Origin of the sequence: Sinorhizobium mexicanum, from assembly GCF_013488225.1 — a bacterium.
In the GTDB taxonomy this organism is placed as follows: Bacteria; Pseudomonadota; Alphaproteobacteria; order Rhizobiales; family Rhizobiaceae; genus Sinorhizobium; species Sinorhizobium mexicanum.
The window spans coordinates 1,604,959-1,625,231 of record NZ_CP041241.1 but is presented as its reverse complement, the minus strand read 5'-3'; the positions used below and the strand labels follow the sequence as shown (position 1 = coordinate 1,625,231).

At 60.9% G+C, this 20,273-nt stretch carries 15 protein-coding genes; 12 read left to right on the top strand and 3 right to left on the bottom strand.

Annotated elements, in window-relative coordinates:
• The first annotated feature begins 347 nt into the window (after window positions 1–347).
• Window positions 348–1,727, top strand: a complete 1,380-nt coding sequence (locus FKV68_RS31590) for an enoyl ACP reductase FabMG family protein (protein ID WP_180942835.1) — start codon at window positions 348–350, stop codon at window positions 1,725–1,727.
• 122 nt (window positions 1,728–1,849) lie between these two features.
• On the opposite strand, the gene FKV68_RS31585 is transcribed toward FKV68_RS31590, so the two are convergent.
• Window positions 1,850–3,265, bottom strand: coding sequence for an FAD-binding oxidoreductase (locus tag FKV68_RS31585; RefSeq protein ID WP_180942834.1), 1,416 nt, complete (start codon window positions 3,263–3,265; stop codon window positions 1,850–1,852).
• 111 nt (window positions 3,266–3,376) lie between these two features.
• Between FKV68_RS31585 and FKV68_RS31580 the strand changes: the two genes are divergently transcribed.
• The 3 genes from FKV68_RS31580 to FKV68_RS31570 all read left to right on the top strand — a co-directional run bounded on the left by FKV68_RS31580 (window position 3,377) and on the right by FKV68_RS31570 (window position 7,263).
• Complete coding sequence (locus FKV68_RS31580) at window positions 3,377–4,282, top strand: LysR substrate-binding domain-containing protein (RefSeq protein WP_180942833.1); 906 nt, start codon at window positions 3,377–3,379, stop codon at window positions 4,280–4,282.
• 163 nt (window positions 4,283–4,445) lie between these two features.
• Window positions 4,446–7,028, top strand: coding sequence for an MASE1 domain-containing protein (locus tag FKV68_RS31575; protein ID WP_180942832.1), 2,583 nt, complete (start codon window positions 4,446–4,448; stop codon window positions 7,026–7,028).
• A gap of 97 nt (window positions 7,029–7,125) precedes the next feature.
• Entirely contained in the window at window positions 7,126–7,263 is a 138-nt protein-coding gene (locus FKV68_RS31570; protein WP_180942831.1) for a hypothetical protein, read from the top strand.
• A gap of 96 nt (window positions 7,264–7,359) precedes the next feature.
• Here the strand turns inward: FKV68_RS31570 and FKV68_RS31565 are convergent, their stop codons facing one another.
• Window positions 7,360–7,761 (bottom strand): cupin domain-containing protein, encoded by a 402-nt coding sequence (locus FKV68_RS31565; protein ID WP_180942830.1) that lies wholly within the window; start codon window positions 7,759–7,761, stop codon window positions 7,360–7,362.
• 462 nt (window positions 7,762–8,223) lie between these two features.
• Window positions 8,224–9,699, bottom strand: coding sequence for an amidohydrolase family protein (locus FKV68_RS31560; protein ID WP_180942829.1), 1,476 nt, complete (start codon window positions 9,697–9,699; stop codon window positions 8,224–8,226).
• 187 nt (window positions 9,700–9,886) lie between these two features.
• On the opposite strand from FKV68_RS31560, the gene FKV68_RS31555 reads away from it, so the two are divergent.
• The 8 genes from FKV68_RS31555 (at window position 9,887) to FKV68_RS31520 (ending at window position 20,241) form a co-directional block, all read left to right on the top strand.
• Complete coding sequence (locus FKV68_RS31555) at window positions 9,887–11,467, top strand: ABC transporter substrate-binding protein (protein WP_180942828.1); 1,581 nt, start codon at window positions 9,887–9,889, stop codon at window positions 11,465–11,467.
• A gap of 546 nt (window positions 11,468–12,013) precedes the next feature.
• The gene (locus FKV68_RS31550) at window positions 12,014–13,576 is read left to right on the top strand and encodes an ABC transporter substrate-binding protein (protein WP_180942827.1); all 1,563 of its coding nucleotides are present in this window, start codon (window positions 12,014–12,016) and stop codon (window positions 13,574–13,576) included.
• A 57-nt stretch (window positions 13,577–13,633) separates the two neighbouring features.
• Window positions 13,634–14,602 (top strand): ABC transporter permease, encoded by a 969-nt coding sequence (locus FKV68_RS31545; protein WP_180942826.1) that lies wholly within the window; start codon window positions 13,634–13,636, stop codon window positions 14,600–14,602.
• 34 nt (window positions 14,603–14,636) lie between these two features.
• A complete protein-coding gene (locus FKV68_RS31540; RefSeq protein WP_180942825.1) occupies window positions 14,637–15,587 on the top strand; it encodes an ABC transporter permease in 951 nt (316 codons plus the stop codon).
• Between the two features lie 5 nt (window positions 15,588–15,592).
• On the top strand, window positions 15,593–16,786 hold the full coding sequence (locus FKV68_RS31535; RefSeq protein WP_180942824.1) for an amidohydrolase family protein: 1,194 nt from the start codon (window positions 15,593–15,595) through the stop codon (window positions 16,784–16,786).
• Window positions 16,786–18,279 carry an amidohydrolase family protein gene (locus FKV68_RS31530; protein WP_180942823.1) on the top strand — a complete coding sequence of 498 codons (1,494 nt, stop codon included), beginning with the start codon at window positions 16,786–16,788 and terminating at the stop codon, window positions 18,277–18,279. The genes FKV68_RS31535 and FKV68_RS31530 overlap by 1 nt, the downstream gene beginning before the upstream one ends.
• Complete coding sequence (locus tag FKV68_RS31525) at window positions 18,272–19,255, top strand: ABC transporter ATP-binding protein (protein ID WP_180942822.1); 984 nt, start codon at window positions 18,272–18,274, stop codon at window positions 19,253–19,255. The genes FKV68_RS31530 and FKV68_RS31525 overlap by 8 nt, the downstream gene beginning before the upstream one ends.
• A complete protein-coding gene (locus FKV68_RS31520; RefSeq protein ID WP_180942821.1) occupies window positions 19,252–20,241 on the top strand; it encodes an ABC transporter ATP-binding protein in 990 nt (329 codons plus the stop codon). The genes FKV68_RS31525 and FKV68_RS31520 overlap by 4 nt, the downstream gene beginning before the upstream one ends.
• Window positions 20,242–20,273 lie beyond the last annotated feature (32 nt).

The window sequence follows — 20,273 nt, the reverse complement described above, 5'->3', positions numbered from 1 at the left end:
AATACCAATAGCGATGTACCACGAAACAAGTAGCTGACCCGATTTGCCTCCTGAGAGGAACATCTCGCCCGAAGCGCACCGTTTACCGATGCCGTTGTCGGCTCCGCATCGATGGACCAATGACCGCAGCACCCAACTCGATTTCGGTCCCGGCACGCCGTCCTAGTATGGCCCCGGCGTTTACCTGCTTTGTTCGGTTCAGATAACGAGAAATCCCTCGGGACTTCACGGATTGACATGAACGGTCACTTAAAATGACTTCCCATTACGCGCCAGTGCGGTCATGTGACTATCTGAGTTCGTCTGAGCCTTCGCTCGACGACCAACGGACCAAAGGGCCTGACAGCATGGAAAACCTCATCGCATTGAATCGCGTTGCGGAAAACAGCGTCTTTCGTAAAGGCGATGTTTTCGTCCTCTTCGGCGAACTGTTCGGTCGCGGATACGCGACCGGCTTGCTCCACGAAGCCCGGCGGGCTGGGATGGAGATCGTGGGGATCACGGTCGGACGGCGCGACGAAAACAACGCCCTGCGGCCTCTGGACCCGGACGAACTCTCTGCCGCCGAAGCCCGACTGGGCGGCCGGATTATCAACATACCGCTCATGGCCGGCTTCGATCTTGACGCTCCAGCCGGTGGCCCAACTCCGACCGATCTCCTTGCGACAATGACGCTGGAGAGCTGGCAAGATGACAAGCTCGACTGGGACTACATCCAACAGTGCCGCAACATCGCCACCGCGCGGTTCACAAGTTCGCTTTCGCGGGTCATGGCCGTCCTCGACGGAATGATCGCCGACGGCCGCAATGTCTTCTTCGCCCATACAATGGCCGGAGGCATCCCCAAGGCGAAGGTCTTCCTGGTCGTTGCCAACCGAATCTACAAGGGGCGTGGTCCCCGCCACATGTCGTCGCAAGCCCTGGTCGACAGTGATATGGGCAAGCTCATCCTGCAGAATTTCGACGAAGTCTCCGCAATCACCTTTCGACACCTCATCGACTTCAGCGCGGCGATCCGGGAGCGCGTCGAGGCATCGGGTGGTCAGGTCCGGTATACGGCCTACGGTTACCACGGAACGGCAGTGCTGATCGACGGGAGCTATCGTTGGCAGACCTACACCAACTACACCCAGGGTTACGCCAAGATGCGGCTTGAACAGATCGCGGAGGAAGCCTGGGCATCGGGTGTCAAGGCGGCAGTCTATAACTGTCCCGAAATCCGGACCAATTCGTCCGATGTATTCACGGGCATCGAGCTTCCACTGATACCGCTGCTGCTTGCGCTAAAGAAGGAGAACGGCGGCCAATGGGCAGAGTACCAGTGGCAGGCCTGCCAGCAGCTTCTGGCGCACGGCTTCACGATGAAGGATGTATTCCAGAAAATTACTGACATGCAGGCCAACGAGGTCATGCGCCCATTTTACGACTTCTCCGCGTGGCCCATGGCGAACAGTCAAGCCCAGTCCGATCTGACCATCGGCACGTCCAACGAGATCACGCAGATGCATCGGGACAGCAAGGCAATGATCAGCGACCTGCTGAGCGCTCTCGTGGTGGAGGCGACGGGGCAGCTGATTTTTGCCGAGTCCTCAGACCCCTCCGGTCCTGTCCAGTGGCTCAACCATGATATAGTGGCGCGCCGACTTAACGCTTCCCACGTGCAGTGGAAGCCCCCCGCGCTGCCGATCACCCACGGGGCGAAAGACCCACACCTTGAGGTGGCCTGACAGCTTTCGAGCCATGGAAGGCCGGCTCAACGATAGCTTCTGAAGGCGCGAAAGCTCCAGGCGGCTGACACTCCCGGGTCCACGAAAGGATCTTTCGCGGCGCGGTTCGACTGCCAGACGGGCTACCGGTGACTTCGTTCGACCTGACCACACCCCATTGGCTTGATGTTCTGGTTCAGGCAGAAGATATTCATCGGGTCGTACTTTGTCTTCAATTCGACAAGCCGCTGATAGTTCGGCCCGTAGGCCGCTTTCACGCGCTCCTGACCCTCGTCCCCGAGATTGTTCACATAGACCGCACCCGTCGAAAAAGGCCGTATTGCAGCCCATACCTCGCGGACCCAGCCGATGTTTTTCTCGTCACGGGCCGGATCGTCCCAGATGGCGATCGGGAAGCAGTCGAATTCCGCGTTTCGGCACGCATAGGCCGTTTCCGAAACCGGGACGCGCGCTATCGCTCCGCCGACCTGCTGAAGCACGAACAGCGCATTATCGCTCGGTGCCTTCCGGTAGACGTCCAGGAGAACGTCGATCGCATCGTCGGTTAGTTCGCGCATGAACTGCGCCTTCCACGCGTAGCGGCGTCCACGCGGGAACACGGCGTCGCCGGCCGACTGCACCGTAAGGTAGGATGTCCGCGCGAGACGCTCGTTCACCGTCTGGCGTCTGGCATATTCGAGTAGCGGGGCGACAGCCTTCGCAGCCTCCGCAGGTGGGCCCGAATGGAAGATCGAGATCGAGAACGTCCATTCGCCTGCCGATGTGACCAAGGCCGCATCGAGGCTGAGTTCATCCGGCGCCGTTCTCGCGAACTCGTCATAGAATCTCAGCGCGTCGCGCGCCTTTGCTTCCGGGAAGACGAGACCACCGGCGACGACCTCCGTCCCGATTGGATGGAGCCCGTACTCGAAGCCGGTCACGATACCGAAATTGCCGCCGCCGCCGCGCAGCCCCCAGAAGAGATCCGGGTTCTCGTCGGCACTCGCGCGAAGCACCCTCCCATCTGCCGTAACGACCTCCGCCGACAAGAGATTGTCGCAGGCGAGCCCGAAGCGCCGCCCGAGCTTGCCGAAACCGCCGCCCAGAGTAAGCCCGGCAATACCCGTGTCGCCGTTGACGCCCATTGTCGTCGCGAGGCCGCGAACCTGCGTCGCGCCGTCGAACTCGGCGAGTGTCAGGCCGGCCTCGGCCCAGGCGACGCACCGCTTGTCATCGACCGACCTGTTCTTCATCCGGGACAGATCGATGACGAGCCCGCCTTCGCACACGGAATTGCCCGCAACGTTGTGCCCGCCGCTCCTAACCGAAATCGTTAAGGCATTCTCTCGCGCGAAGGAGAGCGCGGCGACCACATCGTCCGTCCCGGCGCAATAGGCGATCGCAGCTGGCCGTTTGTCGACGAGGCCGTTCCACACTTGTCGTGCTCGCTGATAGCCGGGATCGCCCGGCAGCACCGCCTCTCCACGAAGCGTGCGACGCAGTCGGGCTTCATCCCGCAAGTTGCCTTTCGCGGCGAACGTCATATCGTCGGGCTGCATCTTCGCTCCCCCGTCCAAGTGTCTGCGCGTGAGCCTCTCACAAGGGAAGTGCAGTTGGCAAAATCGAAGAAATCACGTGATGGATGAACCGAATTCATCTACGCTCGAAGGATGAGGAAATTGCCTCCGCTCAACGCGTTGCGATCCTTTGAGAGTGCCGCCAGGCATCTGAGCTTTCGGCTCGCCGCGGCGGAGCTCGGTGTCACGCCGACCGCAATCAGCCATCAGATCCGCCTTCTGGAAGACATTTGCGGTCAGCCCCTGTTCCTCCGACGACCGCGTCCCCTTCGCCTCACGGCCGCCGGAGAGTTGCTCTTTCCGGTCCTGCGCAATGGGTTTGACTCCTTCAACGCGGCACTCGCGAATCTCTCCGAGGCTGTGACACGCCGGGCCCTGCGCGTCACCACGCCAAATGCTTTCGCCAGCAACTGGCTGGTGCCGCGGCTTCCGAAGTGGCGAAGCGTCCAGCCCGGGATAGCGCTTGAGGTCATCGGCACCGATCGCCCGTTGAATCTCGCGAGCGGCGAGGCCGATGTAGCAATCCGCTACACGCGGCGCATGCCCGCCGAGCACGTCGCGCAGGAGCTGTTTCGCGATACCTACTTCGCTGTTTGCCGCCCTGACCTGCTTCCCGACGGAAGGCCTCTCGCCGCGGCGGCCGATATGTACCGGCTGCCGCGCATCCACTACGACTGGATGAAAACGGATGCCGAGACCCCGAATTGGCGGCGCTGGTGGAGGGCGGCGCGCGAGCTGGACCCCTGCCTGCCGCGCGACGCGGAGACCTGCCAGCTGAGCTTTCGCGAGGAAGCGCATGCGATCGCGGCCGTGCTGGCCGGACAAGGCGTGGCGATCTGCAGCGATATCGTTCTGGCGCCCGAGCTGGCGCGGGGCGAACTCGTGAAGGCGCACGAGCTTTCGCTGCCTGGCCTCGGCTATTACCTGCTGCATTCGCCCGAGCACCCTCGCAAGCGCGCGATCGTGCTCTTCGCCGACTGGCTGCGCAGTGTGATTTGATGAGCCCGATGCCGCCCTTTACATTCACGCGGTTTGGGTGGAGTCTTCGCAAAACCAGTGCGCACAGGTCAGTTCGCTGCATCTCATGGACTTCAATTCGTGACCGCGCCATTCACAACGGTGCATACGAACGGCTGGCTTTCGTCGCCGAAGGAGAAAGCCAATGACGACAGCGTCCAACTCCCTTGGCGAAACCGACTCCGTAGCGACGCGCGCGCTACATGATCTGGAGCGATCCGATCCGGGATTGCAAGCAGATCCTCGACCTCTCGTCTCAGGCGAACTGAGCTCAGGCCACGAAAATAAGACTACGGAACTTGAAAGAAGCTGGTGGTCTTGCGTCTGGTCGCACCGCCCCAAACTCCTGTACCTAGGGCTTTTTGCTGCGGCCTACGTCTTGGGCGCCGGAGTTGCGCAGGCGCTCGCAATCGTACCTGGAACGGGCATTTCCATTTGGCCCCCGAGCGGGCTCTGCATTGCTACGCTTGTCTACACCTCCAGGTACAGCTGGCCGTGGTGGTTGGTGGCAGGCTGTCTGGCTGAAATGTTCAGCAATTCCCTGTGGTTCTTCAGTCCGCTACCTGCGGCCTTCCTGATCTATACCGGCAACGCTCTTGAGGCGGTGGTCGGCGCATGGCTCGTGAACTGGGCGTGCGGGCGCCCGGTTCGACTGGAAACCTTGCGTGAGGTTCTGGCACTGGTCGTGCTCGGCGCCGGAATAGCGCCGGTTGTAAGCGCGACCGTGGGAAGTGCGACACTCGCGTGGTTCGGCATAAAATCGCAAACCTTCGCGGCGGCCTGGCCTCTATTCTGGCTCGGGGACGCCACCGGGGTCTTGATCGTGGCCCCACTGGCGCTGGTCCTGTTCCAGAACTGGGGCGACAGGACCCAGCTCTCGGCCACACGTTGGATTGAAGCCAGCATCCTGGGGGTGATCTTTCTCGGTGTCGCCGCCCTTTCCCTCAGCGGTCACCTGGCCTCCGCCTACGTCGTCTTGCCACCGCTTCTTTGGGCCGCGGTCCGCTTCGAGTTCAAGGGGGCTGCCGTCGCCTTGACCCTCCTGGCCCTCATCACGGTGGTGTTCACGATATCGGGCGCCAGCCAATTTGTCGGCGATCCTGAGTTCCAGAGGCAATTGCAGTATGCGCTGCAGCTTTTCTTGGCTATCTCGGCATTTTCCGTGCTCATCGTGGCCGCCATCTCCCGCCAGCACCAGCAGGCACTGCTCACGCTGGGGCAAAGCGAGCGGGAACTGCGAGAACTCGTCGACGTAGTCCCAGTTGCCATCGCGCGTCTGGCGCCCGATGGCAATCCGATGTTCTTCAACAAGCGCCTGATCGATTTTCTCGGGCTGGACATTACGGATCTAGAAGAGCCAGGTAGGAGCCGACTGGCGGCAGCCGTCGCGACCGCCGTCCACCCCGATGACACAGCCGGGTATAAGGAAGCGCTTAACCACTCTCTCCTCACCGGTGAGCCATTTTCCAGAAGATATCGCCTGCGTCGCGCGGACAGCGTGTATCGCTGGGTGGAAGGCCGTATCGAGCCGCTGCGAGGTCAAGACGGAGCGATTCTGCAATGGTACGGGGTTTCTCTCGACATAGACGATCAGATGCGCCTTTACAGTGACATTCAGGAACGAGAATCGAAGATTCGGCGACTGGTCGAGTCAGATATTATCGGGATCGTTATCTGGGACCTGGACGGACGGCTTATCGACGCCAATGATGCGTTTCTCCGCATGATCCAGTACGACCGCCAGGATTTGCACGCCGGGCTTCGATGGTTCGATATGACGCCTCCCGAATGGCAAGAAGCGCATACGCACGAAGAGGCTGAAGAGCTCAAGACGACGGGCAAGATGCAGCCCCGCGAGAAGGAGTATTTCAGGAAGGATGGCAGCCGGGTGCCTGTACTGATCGGGGCTGCTTGCTTCGAGGGGGAGTCGAGGCAAGGGGTCGCCTACATTCTCGATTTGACCGAACGCAAGCGCGCGGAAGCGGCACAGCTGCGCGCCGAAGCGGCGCTGCGGCAAGCTTTCGACGGGCTCGCCAAGGCGGCACAGGCCGCCAGCCTCGCGGAGCTCTCGGCTTCGATCGCCCATGAGGTGAACCAGCCGCTGGCGGCTGTCATGGCGAACTCTCATGCCTGCCAGCGTTGGCTCACCGCCGAACCACCAAATCTCGAGCGTGCGCAAAAGACGGCGGAGCGCACCATTAGCTACGCGAAATCCGCCGCCGATGTCGTTAGCCGAATCCGCGCCCTGTTCAAACAATCCGTAGGGACGAGGAGTTCTACCGCGCTCAGCGGCGTTATCGCCGAAGCTTTGAAATTGGTGGCCGACGAAGCGGCGCGGCGGCGTGTCCGCCTGGATATCGACATCGAAAGGGACCTTCCGCCCATTGCACTTGATCGCATCCAGATTCAGCAGGTCCTGGTCAACCTTATCCGCAACGGCATGGATGCGATGACCCCTGTCATGGGCGACCGAGTTCTGCTGATGAGGGTAAGATCGGTGGATGCTGTGATCCAGACGGAAATCAGCGACTGCGGCCCGGGCATCGAGTTTCCCGACAGAATATTCGAACCGTTCTTCACGACCAAAGAAGACGGCATGGGCATGGGATTGGCCATCTGCCGTTCGATCATCGAATCGCACGGCGGTCGCTTGTGGGCGGAGAAAAACGAGCCGAATGGAGCGACGTTCGTCTTCACATTGCCGGTCGAAGCGACGGCACCGCAATAACGACGGACGACCATCGTACTCATTGTGGATAGCCTCCAACCTGAGGCGATCGAAACAATCGCGCCTTGGGAAGTGTCTGACCAACGTCGTGTCCGTCGTGAAGATAGACCGACTCCGGTCGAGGATTTCCCCCGAACGGGATAAAGCCGACCGCAGCCGCAACGCGACGCATCCGCGCATCGATGACCTGGTTGACGGGATCGCCAAGATCGAGGCGGTGATCGGCGACACGTGAAAGACGAGCGAAGTCCGATTGCAGGAAGCGGGCTTCGCTGCCGCGTCGATTGGCACGCTAGGTACGGGAGCAACGATCAATCAGGCGCGCCGAATGTTACTTCACCGGCGTGAGAACCGGAGCGTCCTTGTTCTTAAGAAGCACGACGATAAACTTCGCCGGTTCGGACGTGCTCGCATTGCGGCCGACAACGTGAACGTCGGAAGGACCTTCGTAGAAGGTCTCTCCCGGAGACAAGGTGACCTCCTTTTCTCCCTTGACCTGCATCACGATCGATCCCTCCAGAACATAGACGAACGCATGGGCGTCATGTGTGTGAATAGGATCGGAGGCTCCCGGCGCATACTCGACCGATATCATCAGCCCCTCCTTGCCGGGGTAGTCAGGAAGGTCCTTTTTCATCAGCGATGTGACGGTTACAGCGTCCGCGGCGACCGCCAAAGTGCTGAGCAGGCAAACCGTAGCCGACGCACAGAGCGATAACAAAGCTGACTTCATTGTCGTAATCCCTTCGTTTGTTGAACACGCGTCCTATGTTCACTGTTCCGCGCCCGCCGTCATGCTATCTGTGCGGATACTGGTAGGGCAACAAGCTGCGGGACCTGATCTGGGAAGGCTAAGCAGCGACCTCGCAAACAACCTTCTGACAGTCGAACTTACCCGATTGCCAGACACCCCGGGTCGAGACCGGGGTGTGCGATCTCTGAGACTTTGTGGCTTACAAGGGGGTCCAGCCTGGCGGCGAATCTCGCAGCACAGTCGGCCGCTGAAATCGCTTCGCCTGCTTCAGGGGCTAGCCATATTGGTCGACTCGACAAATCGAAGCCTTGTGGCATCGTGTTTGCTGCCTATATTGCTGGCAACAAGCTGAGCCCGCTCTGGGTCTCTCCCTCTCCGGCGGGCTCTCTTTTATTATCCATCGCTGAACTCACCTGACTTCCTTCCACTAGAGTGGTGAAGTCAGCAGTCCGGGACGGTGGGTAGCGGAATAGGCCTCTGGAATGTGCGGTGTAATCGCTTCCAACCGGGATCGTGCATATGGGCGTGCAAACCGGCCCGTTCCACGAGCGCCTTTGCTTCGGCTTCCCCGAAAGCGAGCGCTTCATACATGTCGGCCGTCAGTACAGTGCCTTGCTCCATGAGAACCCTGCCGTCGACGATCACCGTGTCGACATCGCTGCCGAGAACCTGATGGATCAGCCGGTGGACCGGCATCCAGTTCGGCGTCAGATGCGGCTTGCGCATGTCGATGATGACGATATCCGCCTTCTTGCCCACCTCGAGCGAACCGATCTCGTGATCCATGCCGATGGCGCGGGCCGCATCGATGGTGATCATCTCGAAGACCTTGCCCGGCGGCAGGATGTAGCGGTCATGATTGTGCAGGATGTGCTGGGTAGTTTGCGCGATGCGCGCGATCTGGAGCATATCGAAATGACGGCTCGGAGCCGCGCCGTCCGAGGTGATCGCGACCGGCACGCCCCGAGCCATCATCTGCATGATCGGGGTGTGGCGTCCGGGTGGCGCGTGGGTCACATGGGTGCCGGTTTCGGCCAGAATGTCGATCTCTTCGTGGGAAATACCCCAGCAATGCTGCAAGTGCACATCGGGGCCAAGCAACGCATTTTCCTTGTCCTGCCACGCCATGCGTATCTGTCCGGCGAAGGCATCGGAATGAATGCGCACGCCCCATTTGCGCGCAGTTTCGCGGATGCGCCGCGCCTGCATCCGGTCGTTTTCCGTGAGATTGACGGCAAGATCCGGCGTTGAGGCATTCGACGGTTCGACCGAGGGCACGATGGTGAATGGCGTCAAAAAGACCTTGATGCGCCCGTCGGCCGTTCCGTTCAGGCTTTCGATGATGGCTTCGGCGCCCTCGATCATCTCCTCGAAGGAAACGCTGCGCCGCTCCGGCTTGCCGCTTTCCCACCGCGTAACCGATTGCGGCCAGGGCAGGCCCGCGGAGCCGACGCAGATTATCTCGCGAAGACCCAGTCCCGAATAGGCACGAGCATGATTGATCGCAAAGACCGGATCGTCGCTGCGCGGCATCGACGTGATTATGCTGGCCGAGGTGGTTACGCCCGCGCGAAGTCTTTCCAGGCCGGAGACGAGGCCATCCGCATACCAGTAATCGCGGGTGACATAGTGATAGTAGGCCGGCGTCACGATGCGCATCCAGAGCGAATTGGTGTCGGCGCCAATGCTGCGGATCAGTGCATGGCCGGCATGTCCATGGGCATCGATCAGCCCGGGAATGACCATCTTGCCTCGGCAGTCGATTACTTTCTTTCCGGCATGACGAGGAGCCAGCGCCTGTGATGTGCCGATGTCGACAATCCTGTCGTTCTCGATCGCCAGCGCACCATCGTCGATGATCCGCCGTGTCTCGTCGACGGTGACGATCGTCCCGTGAAGCAAGAGCAGCCCATCCATTTCATAACCCCTTCATATTTCTTGTTGGCAGTATTCGATGCGCGGTTTGTGGAGCGCGGTCTTGTTTCAGACTGTTGATGTTCTGAACGATAATTGTCAACAATATCATTGACAATATCACGGCGGGTTACGATACTGCCCAAAAAATTCAGACCAACGAGCCTATCGTCATCATCAGGGGAAGAGCATGTCGCGTTTAAACAGGTTTCTCATATCCGCGCTGACCGCAGCGACGATTGCCGCACCGGTGCTGGCCACTTCGGCAAGTGCCGCCACGCTGCGCTGGGGCAGCCGGGCAGATATCTATTCACTCGATCCGGATTCCGTTCCCTCGACATCCAATCTGGCGTTCCTGAACCACATCTATGAGGGCCTGATCCGTTATGGCCCGAACTTCGAGATCGAGCCGGCGCTCGCCACCGAGTGGAAGCTGGTCGACAACAAACACTGGCGTTTCACGCTGCGCAAAGGCGTGAAGTTCCACAACGGCGCAGATTTCACTGCCGACGATGTGGTCGCCTCGATGAACCGCGTTTCGGACCCGACTTCGCCCCTACGCGGCAACATTCCGCTCTATGTCGGCGTCAAGAAGGTCGATGATTTCACCGTTGATATCGAGGTTTCGGCGCCGACCGCGCTGTTCCTGAACGACATGACCAATATTTTCATGTTCAGCGCGAAATGGCTGAAGGACAACAACGCAGAAAAGCCGACCGATATTGCGTCCAAAACCGAGAACTATGCTACGCACAACACGAACGGCACAGGCCCGTTCAAGCTTGAAAGCCGCGTTCCGGACAGCAAGACCGTTCTGGTCGTCAACGATCAATGGTGGGATCAGAAGAAGCACAATCTGGACCGGATCGAATATATTCCGATCTCGTCGGCGGCTACGCGTGTTGCCGCGCTTCTTTCCAGCGAAATCGATCTGCTCGATTCCGCACCCATTCAGGATCTTCCCCGTCTGGAATCCTCGCCGGGCATCAAGGTAAGCAAGCGCACGGAGCTGCGCACGGTCTTCATCGGCTTCAACGGCAAGGAGAAGCTTGAAGACGGGCGCCCGAACCCGTTCCTGGACGTTCGCGTGCGCCAGGCTGTGGATGCAAGCATCGATCGCGATCTCATCAACAAGAAGATCATGCGCGGTCTGGCGCGGCCCTCCGGCTCGCTCATCGCACCGGAAATCGCCGGCTACGCGAAGTCGCTCGACACTTATCAGCCTGTCGGTTCCGAGCTTGCCCTGAAGCTGCTCGAAGACGCCGGGCAAAAGGATCTCGCCTTCACCTATCTATGCATGAACGACGAGAGCATCAACGAGGAAGACTTCTGTTCGGGCATCGCCAACATGCTGAAGCGTGCCGGCTTCCAGCCCACCATCGACATGGGCCCCCGCGCCGTGCAGCAGCCGAAGCGCACCAATGGCAAGGCCGACATGTTCAATCTGAGCTGGGCCAACGAGCCGACACTCGATGCCTATTCGCTGCTCTCTCAGGTTCTCTCCACGCGCGGCGGTTCGACGGGCGTGTCCAACTACGGCGGCTGGTCCTATCCGGAGCTCGACGATCTCGTGAAGAAGGCGGCACAGGAACCTGATACCGCCAAGCGTCTCGCGCTGGAAGAACGGGCACTGAAAATCGCCAAGGACAAGGCGATCCTGATCCCGCTTCACCAGCAGCCGATCGCCTGGGCCATGCTGGATAGCGTCGAGAACGTGGATTTCCGTGCCGACAACAAGCCCCGCCACTGGCACACGCAAATGGCCGAGTAAGGCCTGACCTTCACCAGCCCGCAGCAATGAGAGCGTTTCACCCCCGGTGAGACGCTCTTTTGATATGCAGCGGCACCGAAATTCCATGAAGTCTGATCTTCCGGCCAGCTGTTCCGAGTCAGCAGCCCGAGAGCGAACCCTGATAAGCGCACAATGGGCGCTCGCCTGGCGCGATATGCCGGCCTGATCGCCAAATATCCGGATAGCAGTTGGCAGCATCCTCCTGTCAGGAAAATCGTCTCGCCGAGCTATCCGGTATGAATGGTCGAGTGGGAACCCAGCTTTTATAGTACTTTTGTCGACATATATGGCGTCGCCGATTGACAAATATTGTCTACAATCACGTTGACAACTTTTTGCCGATCGCCATACTACCCGCACGTGACCCGGGAGGCAGGCCATGTGCGGGGAGACAAATCACACCCAACCGGGTGCGCGCACATCCGGCGCAGGCACTTGAGAATGCCGCATCGGCGACGGATGCGGCGATGCATGACAACAGACCTCCGAAAAGGAGGCGCAAATTTCCAGAAGAGGAGCAAACGCATGTTGAAGAAACTTGGCCTCGCGGCCACGATGCTGGCGGGCCTTACCTTGTCCAGCCATGCCGAAACACTGAAATGGGGCGCGGCGCGCGATATCTACTCGCTTGATCCCTATTCCTATGGCGACAGCTATACGCTGTCCTTTCTCAATCACGTCTATGAAGGGTTGGTGCGCTACGACGCCGATCTGAAGATCGAACCGGCCCTTGCCGAATCCTGGGAAAATGTTTCCGAGACGGTCTGGCGATTTCACTTGCGCAAGGGTGTGAGATTCCATGATGGCGCGGATTTCAATGCCGACGACGTGCTCGCGTCCCTGAAGCGCGTCAGCGATCCGGTTTCGCCGCTGCGCGGCAACCTGCCGGCCTACAAGTCCTCCACGAAGGTGGACGACCATACCGTCGATATCGAGCTGAGCGGGCCGTATCCGCTGCTTCTCAACGACCTCACCAACATCCACGTATTCGATGCGGGCTGGCTGAAGACCAACAATTCGGACAAGCCGACCGATGTCGGCGCGAAGATCGAAGGCTACGCCACCTACCACACCAACGGCACCGGCCCGTTCAAGCTGGAAAGCCGAGTGCCGGATTCCAAGACGATCCTCGTGAAAAACCCGGTGTGGTGGGACAAGACCTCGAACTCCAACATCGAGCGTATCGAGTTCACGCCGATCACCTCGGCGGCTACGCGCGTGGCCGCGCTCCTTTCCGGCGAAATCAATTTCACGGAAAACGCGCCGTCGCAGGATCTGCCGCGGCTGCTGGCGCAGCCTGATCTGAAGGTCATGGAACGCACCGATCTGCGTACCGTGATGATCGGCTTCAACCGCAAGCAGCAACTCGCCAACGGTTCGGAGAACAAGTTCAACGATCTGCGCGTGCGCCAGGCTTTCGCCCATGCGCTCGACCGGGACCTGATCCAGAAGCGCCTCATGCGCGGCAAGTCGCGCACGGCGGGCGCGGTGGTCGCGCCGGAAATTCCGGGTTACGTGCCCGAGCTGGACACCACGCTGGGTTACGATCCGGCCCTGTCGAAAAAGCTTCTGGCCGAGGCAGGGGCTTCGGACTATCCGTTCACGCTGGTCTGCACGACCGACGCCTATGTGAACGAAGAGGAGCTGTGCCAGGGGCTGGTGAACATGCTGAGCCGCGCAGGCTTCAAGCCGCAGCTCGACATTGCGCCCACCGCAGCACAGGCGCCGAAACGTACGGGCGGCAAGGCCGACGTCTATCTCATCGGCTGGGCTACGGAACCGATGCTCGACAGCTATTCGATCCTTCTCCAGATGATCGAGACCAAGACGGCCAATGCCGGCGTCTTCAACTGGGGCGGCTGGAGCTATCCGGATATCGACAAGCTGATCGTGCAGGCATCGACCGAAATGGACCGCACCAAGCGGCTGGCGCTGCAAACGAAGGCGCTGCGAATGGTGAAGGACGAGATCGTGATGCTGCCCTTGCACCAGCAGCCGATGGCCTGGGTCATGTCGAACGAGATCGATAAGGTCGTGCAGCTGCCGGACAACAAGCCGCGCCACTGGCTGACGCACTTTGCCGAATAGTTCAATCAGGACGCTTCGGGAGGATTGCCCGAAGCGTCCTGTTATCGAGGAATTCCTATGCTGGTTTTTATCATAAAGCGTCTGGCAAATGCCGTCATGGTGATGTTGGCCGTCGCTTTGCTGGCCTTTCTGATTTTCCGGCTGGCGGGCGACCCCGTCGAGATGATGGCCAACGAGCAGATGACGCAGGCCGATCGCGATGATCTGCGCGAACGTCTGGGTCTCAACGATGGCCTCATGACGCAATATACCCGGTTCGTGGTCAACGCTGCGCAGGGCAATTTCGGCATTTCCTACCGTAACGGTCAGGACGTGTTGAGCCTGATCGCCGAACGATTTCCGGCGACGCTCGAGCTGGTGCTGGTTGCCACCCTGATCTCCCTGCTGCTCGGCCTTCCGCTCGGCGTGCTGACCGCGATCAAGCGTGGCAAATGGTATACGGAGGGCTTGCAATTTCTCTCCATTGTCGGCGTCTCGCTGCCGAGCTTCGTCGTCGGTATCCTGCTGATCCTCGTCTTCTCGGTTACGATCGGCTGGCTCCCGGCCTTTGGTCGCGGCGATGTCGTGCAGCTCGGCTGGTGGTCGACGGGCCTCCTGACGTCTTCGGGACGCGCGGCGATCCTGCTGCCGTCCGTCGCGCTTTCGCTTTATCAGGTCACGCTGGTCATGCGTCTGGTGCGCGCTGAAATGCTGGAAGTGCTGCGATCGGATTACGTAAAATTTGCCCGCGCGCGCGGCATTCCGCGCTGGCGTATCTATTTCCGCCATGCGCTGCGCAACTGCCTGATGCCGGTCGTGACCATGACCGCAATGAATGTCGGTTCACTGATTGCCTTCGCGCTCATCACCGAAACCGTGTTCCAGTGGCCGGGCATGGGAATGCTGTTCATTCAGGCCGTCACCTTCCTCGATATTCCGGTGATGGCGGCGTATCTCTGCATCATTTCCTTCATCTTCGTCGTGCTCAACACGCTGGTGGACATTGCCTATGCGGTAATCGATCCCCGCTTGCGTACAGCCCGCTGAAATGCCCGTTGAACCGACTGTGGGGCCAAGACCGATGAGCATCCAGACCTCTCAAACTCCGCCCGTCACCCGTCCTTCGCTCTTCCAGCGTATCCGCAAGAGCGATGTGTGGTGGTCGTTCACGCATAGCAAGACGGCGATGTTCAGCGCCGCGCTCCTGGCGATCCTGATCCTGACGGCACTGTTCGCCCCGCTGATCGCGCCGCAGAACCCCTATGACGGCGCAGCACTCGATATGTGGAAGGCGGAGCTGCCGCCGCTATGGGACGAAGGGGGCGAATGGCCCTATCTTCTCGGCACCGACACGCAGGGCCGCGACATGCTGTCGGCCATTCTCTACGGTACGCGCATTTCCATCGTCATCGGCATTGCCTCGGTGGCGCTCTCGCTGCTGATCGGCATGAGCGCGGGACTGATCTCCGGCTACTTCGGCGGTTTCATCGACAATCTGCTGATGCGCTTCGGCGACATAACCCTGTCCATTCCGACCATCCTCGTCGCCATTCTGGTCTCGGCAGTCGTGCGCCAGATGCTGCCCGTCAGCTTGCGTGAGGTCGGCGCGTCGGGGGTGCTCATTCTGGCCATCGCACTGTCCGCCTGGGTACAATATGCCCGCACGGTGCGTGCGCAGGCCATCGTCGAAACCGGCAAGGACTATGTATCGGCGGCGCGGCTGATCGGTGTGCCTGCCCGACGCATCATGGCCAAGCACATCCTGCCTAACACGCTGACGCCGATCATGGTGGCGGCGACGCTCAACTTCGGCATGGCGATCCTCACCGAAGCTACGCTTTCGTTCCTTGGCATCGGCATGCCGCCGAGCCAGCCGTCTCTGGGAACGCTGATCCGCATCGGCAACCAGTTCCTGTTCTCCGGTTCCTGGTGGATCGTGCTCTTCCCCGTCATTCAGCTCTGCCTGCTGGTCGTGGCCGTCAACATGCTCGGCGATTGGCTGCGCGATGCTCTCAATCCGAAACTGAGGTAAGTCCTATGAACGATCTTTTGCTCCGCAACGTCCGGCCCATGGCAGGCGAAATCCGCGATATTCTGATCCGGGACGGAAAGATTGCCGGTTTTGGCCGTTTCGAAGCAGAGCCTGGCATGGCCGTGGAAGATGGCGGCAACGCAATCGTCGCGCCCGGATTGATCGATGCGCATACCCATCTCGACAAAACCACCTGGGGCATGCCGTGGCATGTCAACAACCGCGCCGCGATCCTGCGCGAGCGCATCGATTTCGAACGCGAGCAGCGTCTGGTGATCGGCATCGATGCGCATCGCCAGTCGATGCGCCATGCGATCGGTCTGGCTGCCCATGGCGGAACGCATGTCCGCAGCCATGTCGATATCGATCCGGTTCACGGCCTGTCGCTGGTCGAGGGCGTCTGGGAAACGCGCGAGAAGCTCAGGGGCGTCATTGACATAGAAATCGTTGCATTTCCGCAGTCGGGCGTGATGGTCATGCCCGACACGAAGGAGTTGCTCGAAGAGGCGCTGCGTCAGGGCTGCGAAGTGCTGGGCGGGATCGATCCGTGTGGCATCGACCGCGATCCGAAAGGCCAGCTCGACATTCTGTTCGCGCTCGCCACCAAGCACGGCGTACCGATCGACATTCATTTGCATGAGACGGGCGACCTCGGCGCCTTCACAATGGAACTCATCTTCGAGCGCATCCGCGCCAACGGCATGGAAGGCAAGGTGGCGATCAGCCATGCCTTTGCGCTCGGCATGAACGATTATCTGCGCGTCGGCCAGCTGATTGAACAGCTCGCCGTTCTCGATGTCGCCATCCTCACCACGGGCGCGCCTTCGGCCACGGTGCCGTCGATCAAGCGCCTGAAGGAAGCGGGCGTGCGCATCGGCGGCGGCTGTGACGGCATCCGTGACACCTGGGGTCCATGGGGCCAGCCGGACATGCTGGACCGCGCCAAGGTTATCGGCATGAAGAACGGTGTGCGCTCGGATCACGATCTGGAACATGTGCTGCACATCGTCTCGCGGGGCGGTGCGGACGTCATGCGGCTTGAAAATTACGGCCTTGAGGTCGGCTGCAACGCCGATTTGACCCTGCTGACCGGTGAAACGCTGGCGCATGCGGTGGTGGACATCGCTCCGCGCCCGCTGGTCGTCAAGAGCGGCCGCGTCACGGCACGTCAGGGCGTCGCCGTGGTGGAGATGCCGTAGTGAGCGAAGCTTTCGATACTCTTCCCCTCGGCCGTCGTCCGGAAGGACGCACACTGATCACCGCTCGCTGGGTCGTCGGACATAAAGACGGCAGCCACCGGCTTCTCCGCAACGGCGAAGTCGTTTTCGAGGATGGCGAAATTCTGTTCGTCGGGCACCGTTTCCCTGGCGAAGTGGCCCGCCGAATCGACTTCGGCAATGCACTGATCAGCCCCGGCCTGATCGATCTCGATGCGCTGTCCGATCTCGATACCACCATCCTTGGCATCGACAACCACCCCGGGTGGGCCAAGGGCCGCGTCTGGCCGCGCTCCTATGTCGAAGCTGGTCCCTATGAAATGTACACGCAGGAGGAACTGGCCTTCCAGAAACGATTCGCTTTCGGCCAGCTGTTGTTGAACGGCATCACCACTGCCGCTCCCATTGCCTCGCTGTTTTACCGTGAATGGGGTGAAACGGTCGGCGAGTTCGATGCGGCTGCGGAAGCCGCGGGCGAACTCGGTCTGCGTGTCTATCTCAGTCCAGCCTACCGTTCGGGCGGCATGGTGCTGGAAGCACCCGGCAAGATGGTGCCTGTCTTTGACGAGGAGCGTGGTTTTCGGGGCCTGAACGACGCCATTGCCTATATTGAACGCCAGAATGGCAGCCATGGCGATCTGGTGCGCGGCATGCTGGCGCCGGACCGTGTCGAAACCTCGACGATCGGGCTTTTGCAGCGCACCGATGCCGCCGCACGCGATCTCGGCTGCAAATTCCGGCTGCACATGGCACAGGGAGCGATGGAAGTCGACACGGTGCACATGCTGCACGGCTCGACCGCACCGGTCTGGCTTCAAAAGCACGGTCTGCTGAGCGACCGCCTCATCGCGCCGCATGCCACCAACGCCACGGATGAAGACCTCGGTCTTTACGCGGCGAATGGGGTTTCCATCGTCCATTGTCCGCTGGTCTCGGGACGTGGTGGTTCGATCCTCAACTCCTTTTCGGCCTGCGCCAAGCGCGGGATCAATATTGCCATGGGCACGGACACGACGCCGCCCGACATGCTGATGAACCTGCTGGCGGGGCTAATCGCGGGCCGCATCGCCGACGGAGCACCGGACCGCCTGCGTTCGGCCGACCTGTTCGACGCGGCGACGATTGGGGGCGCGAAGGCACTGGGCCGTTCCGATCTCGGTCATCTCTCACCGGGGGCGCGTGCAGACATCGCGGTCTTCCGTCTCGATGACACCCTAATGGCTCCGTCCATCGATCCGATCACCACGATCGTCACCGGGGGGTCGGGCAAGATCACGCATGCGGTCTTCGTCGACGGCCGCGTCTCCATGCTCGATCGCCAACTGGCCGGCTTCGACATGCAAGAGGCGCGCATTCAGGCTCAGGCTCAATATGACGGGCTGATCGCCAAATATCCCGAGCGGAGCTGGAACAATCCTCCGGTCGCCGCAATCTTCCCGCCCAGCTATCCGATAGAGGGGGACGCAAATGGGTGACATACAGGAACCGGTCGTTGAAGTTCGTAATTTGCGCGTGGATTTTCCGGGCCGCCGCGGCACGGTAACTGCGCTGTCGGATGTCAGCCTGTCGATCCGCCCGGGTGAAATTCTCGGCGTTGTGGGCGAATCCGGCGCAGGCAAGTCCATGACCGGGCTCGCCATTCAGGGGTTGCTCGAAGCGCCGGGCCATATCGCCGGCGGCGAGGTCTGGCTCGGCAACAGTCGCATCGATACGCTCGATGACCGCGCCATGGAGAAAATTCGCGGCCGCGAGATCGGTGCGATTTTTCAGGACCCGCTTACCTCGCTCAATCCGCTGTTCACCGTTGGCGCGCAACTCATCGAAACCATCCGCCGGCATCTCCGTCTCAGCAAGACCGAAGCCCGCGTCCGCGCCGTGCAATTGCTGCGCGATGTCGGCATTCCTTCGCCTGAGGAGCGGGTCAACCAGTATCCGCATCAGTTCTCGGGCGGCATGCGCCAGCGTGTCGTGATCGCGCTTGCGCTTGCGGCATCGCCGAAACTCATCATCGCCGACGAACCGACCACGGCGCTCGACGTGTCGATCCAGGCGCAGATCATCTCGCTCCTGCGTAAGTTGTGCAAGGAGAAGCAGACCGCCGTCATGCTCGTCACGCATGACATGGGCGTGATCGCGGAAGCTGCCGACCGCATCGCCGTTATGTATGCCGGGCGGCTGATCGAGATCGGGCCTGTCGAGCAGGTGCTGCACCAGCCGCGCCATCCCTATACGCAGGGTCTGATGGCTTCGATTCCGTCGCTGGGCGCGCGCGTCGAGAGGCTCAATCAGATCGACGGCTCCATGCCGCGTCTGGACGCGATACCCAACGGCTGCGCCTTCAATCCGCGCTGCAAGATGGCGGGGCCGCGCTGCCTCCGCGAACGCCCGGAACTCATTTTTGCCGGCCAGAGTGCAAGCGCCTGCTGGCTGAACGCAGGAGGCACCGCATGACGAAACCGTTGCAAAAGGCCCCGGCCTTGACCGTTGACCGGCTGGTCAAGACTTTCGATGTGTCCGCTCCGTGGCTCAACCGGGTGGTGGAGCGCAAGCCCCGGCAGGATCTGCAGGCCGTCAACGATATCAGCTTCACGGTGCCCGCCGGCGGCTGTCTCAGCATTGTCGGCGAGAGCGGCTGCGGAAAATCCACCGTAGCGCGCCTTGTCACCGGCCTCTATCGCCCGACGAGCGGCGAAATGCGCTTCGCGCCAGGGAGGAGCGGCGTGCGTCTGTCGGCGCAGATGATCTTTCAGGACCCTTACGCCTCGCTCAATCCGCGCTGGCGGGTGAGGAACATCATTGCCGAACCGCTGCGCGAACTGAAGCTGCGCAAGACCGCTGCCGAAGTGACGGAGCGCGTCGAAGAGCTTCTGCGCACGGTCGGGCTATCGCCATCCGACGGCGAGAAGTTCCCGCACGAGTTTTCGGGTGGGCAGCGCCAGCGCATCTCGATCGCCCGCGCGCTGGCAAGCGAGCCGGAATTTCTGGTCTGCGACGAGCCGACCTCGGCGCTCGACGTATCAGTACAGGCGCAGGTGCTGAACCTGATGCGCCGTTTGCAGGACGAACTGGGGCTGACCTATCTCTTCATCAGCCACGACATGAGCGTCGTTCGCCAAATGTCGGACCGCATCGCGGTGATGTATCTGGGCCGCATCGTGGAGGAAGGCGACACGGAAGAGCTGTTCGCTCGTCCGCGCCATCCCTACACGCAGCTCCTGCTGCAGACGATTCCGAATATCGAGGCGCCGAACCGCAATCGCGAGCCTGCCAGCGGCGAAGTACCAAGCCCGCTGAAGCCGCCTTCCGGATGCGCCTTCCACCCGCGCTGCCCGGTCGCCAGCGCGCGCTGCTCCGAGGACGTACCGAAGATACGGATCCTGCACAACGGTACCCGCGTGGCCTGTCATCTGGCTGAGGACGCGATAGCGGAAAGCTGACCTGCATGGGCGGGAAGCCGCCTGCCGCGTCT

Excerpts from the sequence above, each read along its gene's own strand:
- FKV68_RS31590 (WP_180942835.1), top strand. The coding sequence starts at position 348 with ATGGAAAACCTCATCGCATTGAATCGCGTTGCGGAAAACAGCGTCTTT.
- FKV68_RS31585 (WP_180942834.1), bottom strand. The coding sequence starts at position 3,265 with ATGCAGCCCGACGATATGACGTTCGCCGCGAAAGGCAACTTGCGGGAT.
- FKV68_RS31580 (WP_180942833.1), top strand. The coding sequence starts at position 3,377 with ATGAGGAAATTGCCTCCGCTCAACGCGTTGCGATCCTTTGAGAGTGCC.
- FKV68_RS31575 (WP_180942832.1), top strand. The coding sequence starts at position 4,446 with ATGACGACAGCGTCCAACTCCCTTGGCGAAACCGACTCCGTAGCGACG.
- FKV68_RS31565 (WP_180942830.1), bottom strand. The coding sequence starts at position 7,761 with ATGAAGTCAGCTTTGTTATCGCTCTGTGCGTCGGCTACGGTTTGCCTG.
- FKV68_RS31560 (WP_180942829.1), bottom strand. The coding sequence starts at position 9,699 with ATGGATGGGCTGCTCTTGCTTCACGGGACGATCGTCACCGTCGACGAG.
- FKV68_RS31555 (WP_180942828.1), top strand. The coding sequence starts at position 9,887 with ATGTCGCGTTTAAACAGGTTTCTCATATCCGCGCTGACCGCAGCGACG.
- FKV68_RS31550 (WP_180942827.1), top strand. The coding sequence starts at position 12,014 with ATGTTGAAGAAACTTGGCCTCGCGGCCACGATGCTGGCGGGCCTTACC.
- FKV68_RS31545 (WP_180942826.1), top strand. The coding sequence starts at position 13,634 with ATGCTGGTTTTTATCATAAAGCGTCTGGCAAATGCCGTCATGGTGATG.
- FKV68_RS31540 (WP_180942825.1), top strand. The coding sequence starts at position 14,637 with ATGAGCATCCAGACCTCTCAAACTCCGCCCGTCACCCGTCCTTCGCTC.
- FKV68_RS31535 (WP_180942824.1), top strand. The coding sequence starts at position 15,593 with ATGAACGATCTTTTGCTCCGCAACGTCCGGCCCATGGCAGGCGAAATC.
- FKV68_RS31525 (WP_180942822.1), top strand. The coding sequence starts at position 18,272 with ATGGGTGACATACAGGAACCGGTCGTTGAAGTTCGTAATTTGCGCGTG.
- FKV68_RS31520 (WP_180942821.1), top strand. The coding sequence starts at position 19,252 with ATGACGAAACCGTTGCAAAAGGCCCCGGCCTTGACCGTTGACCGGCTG.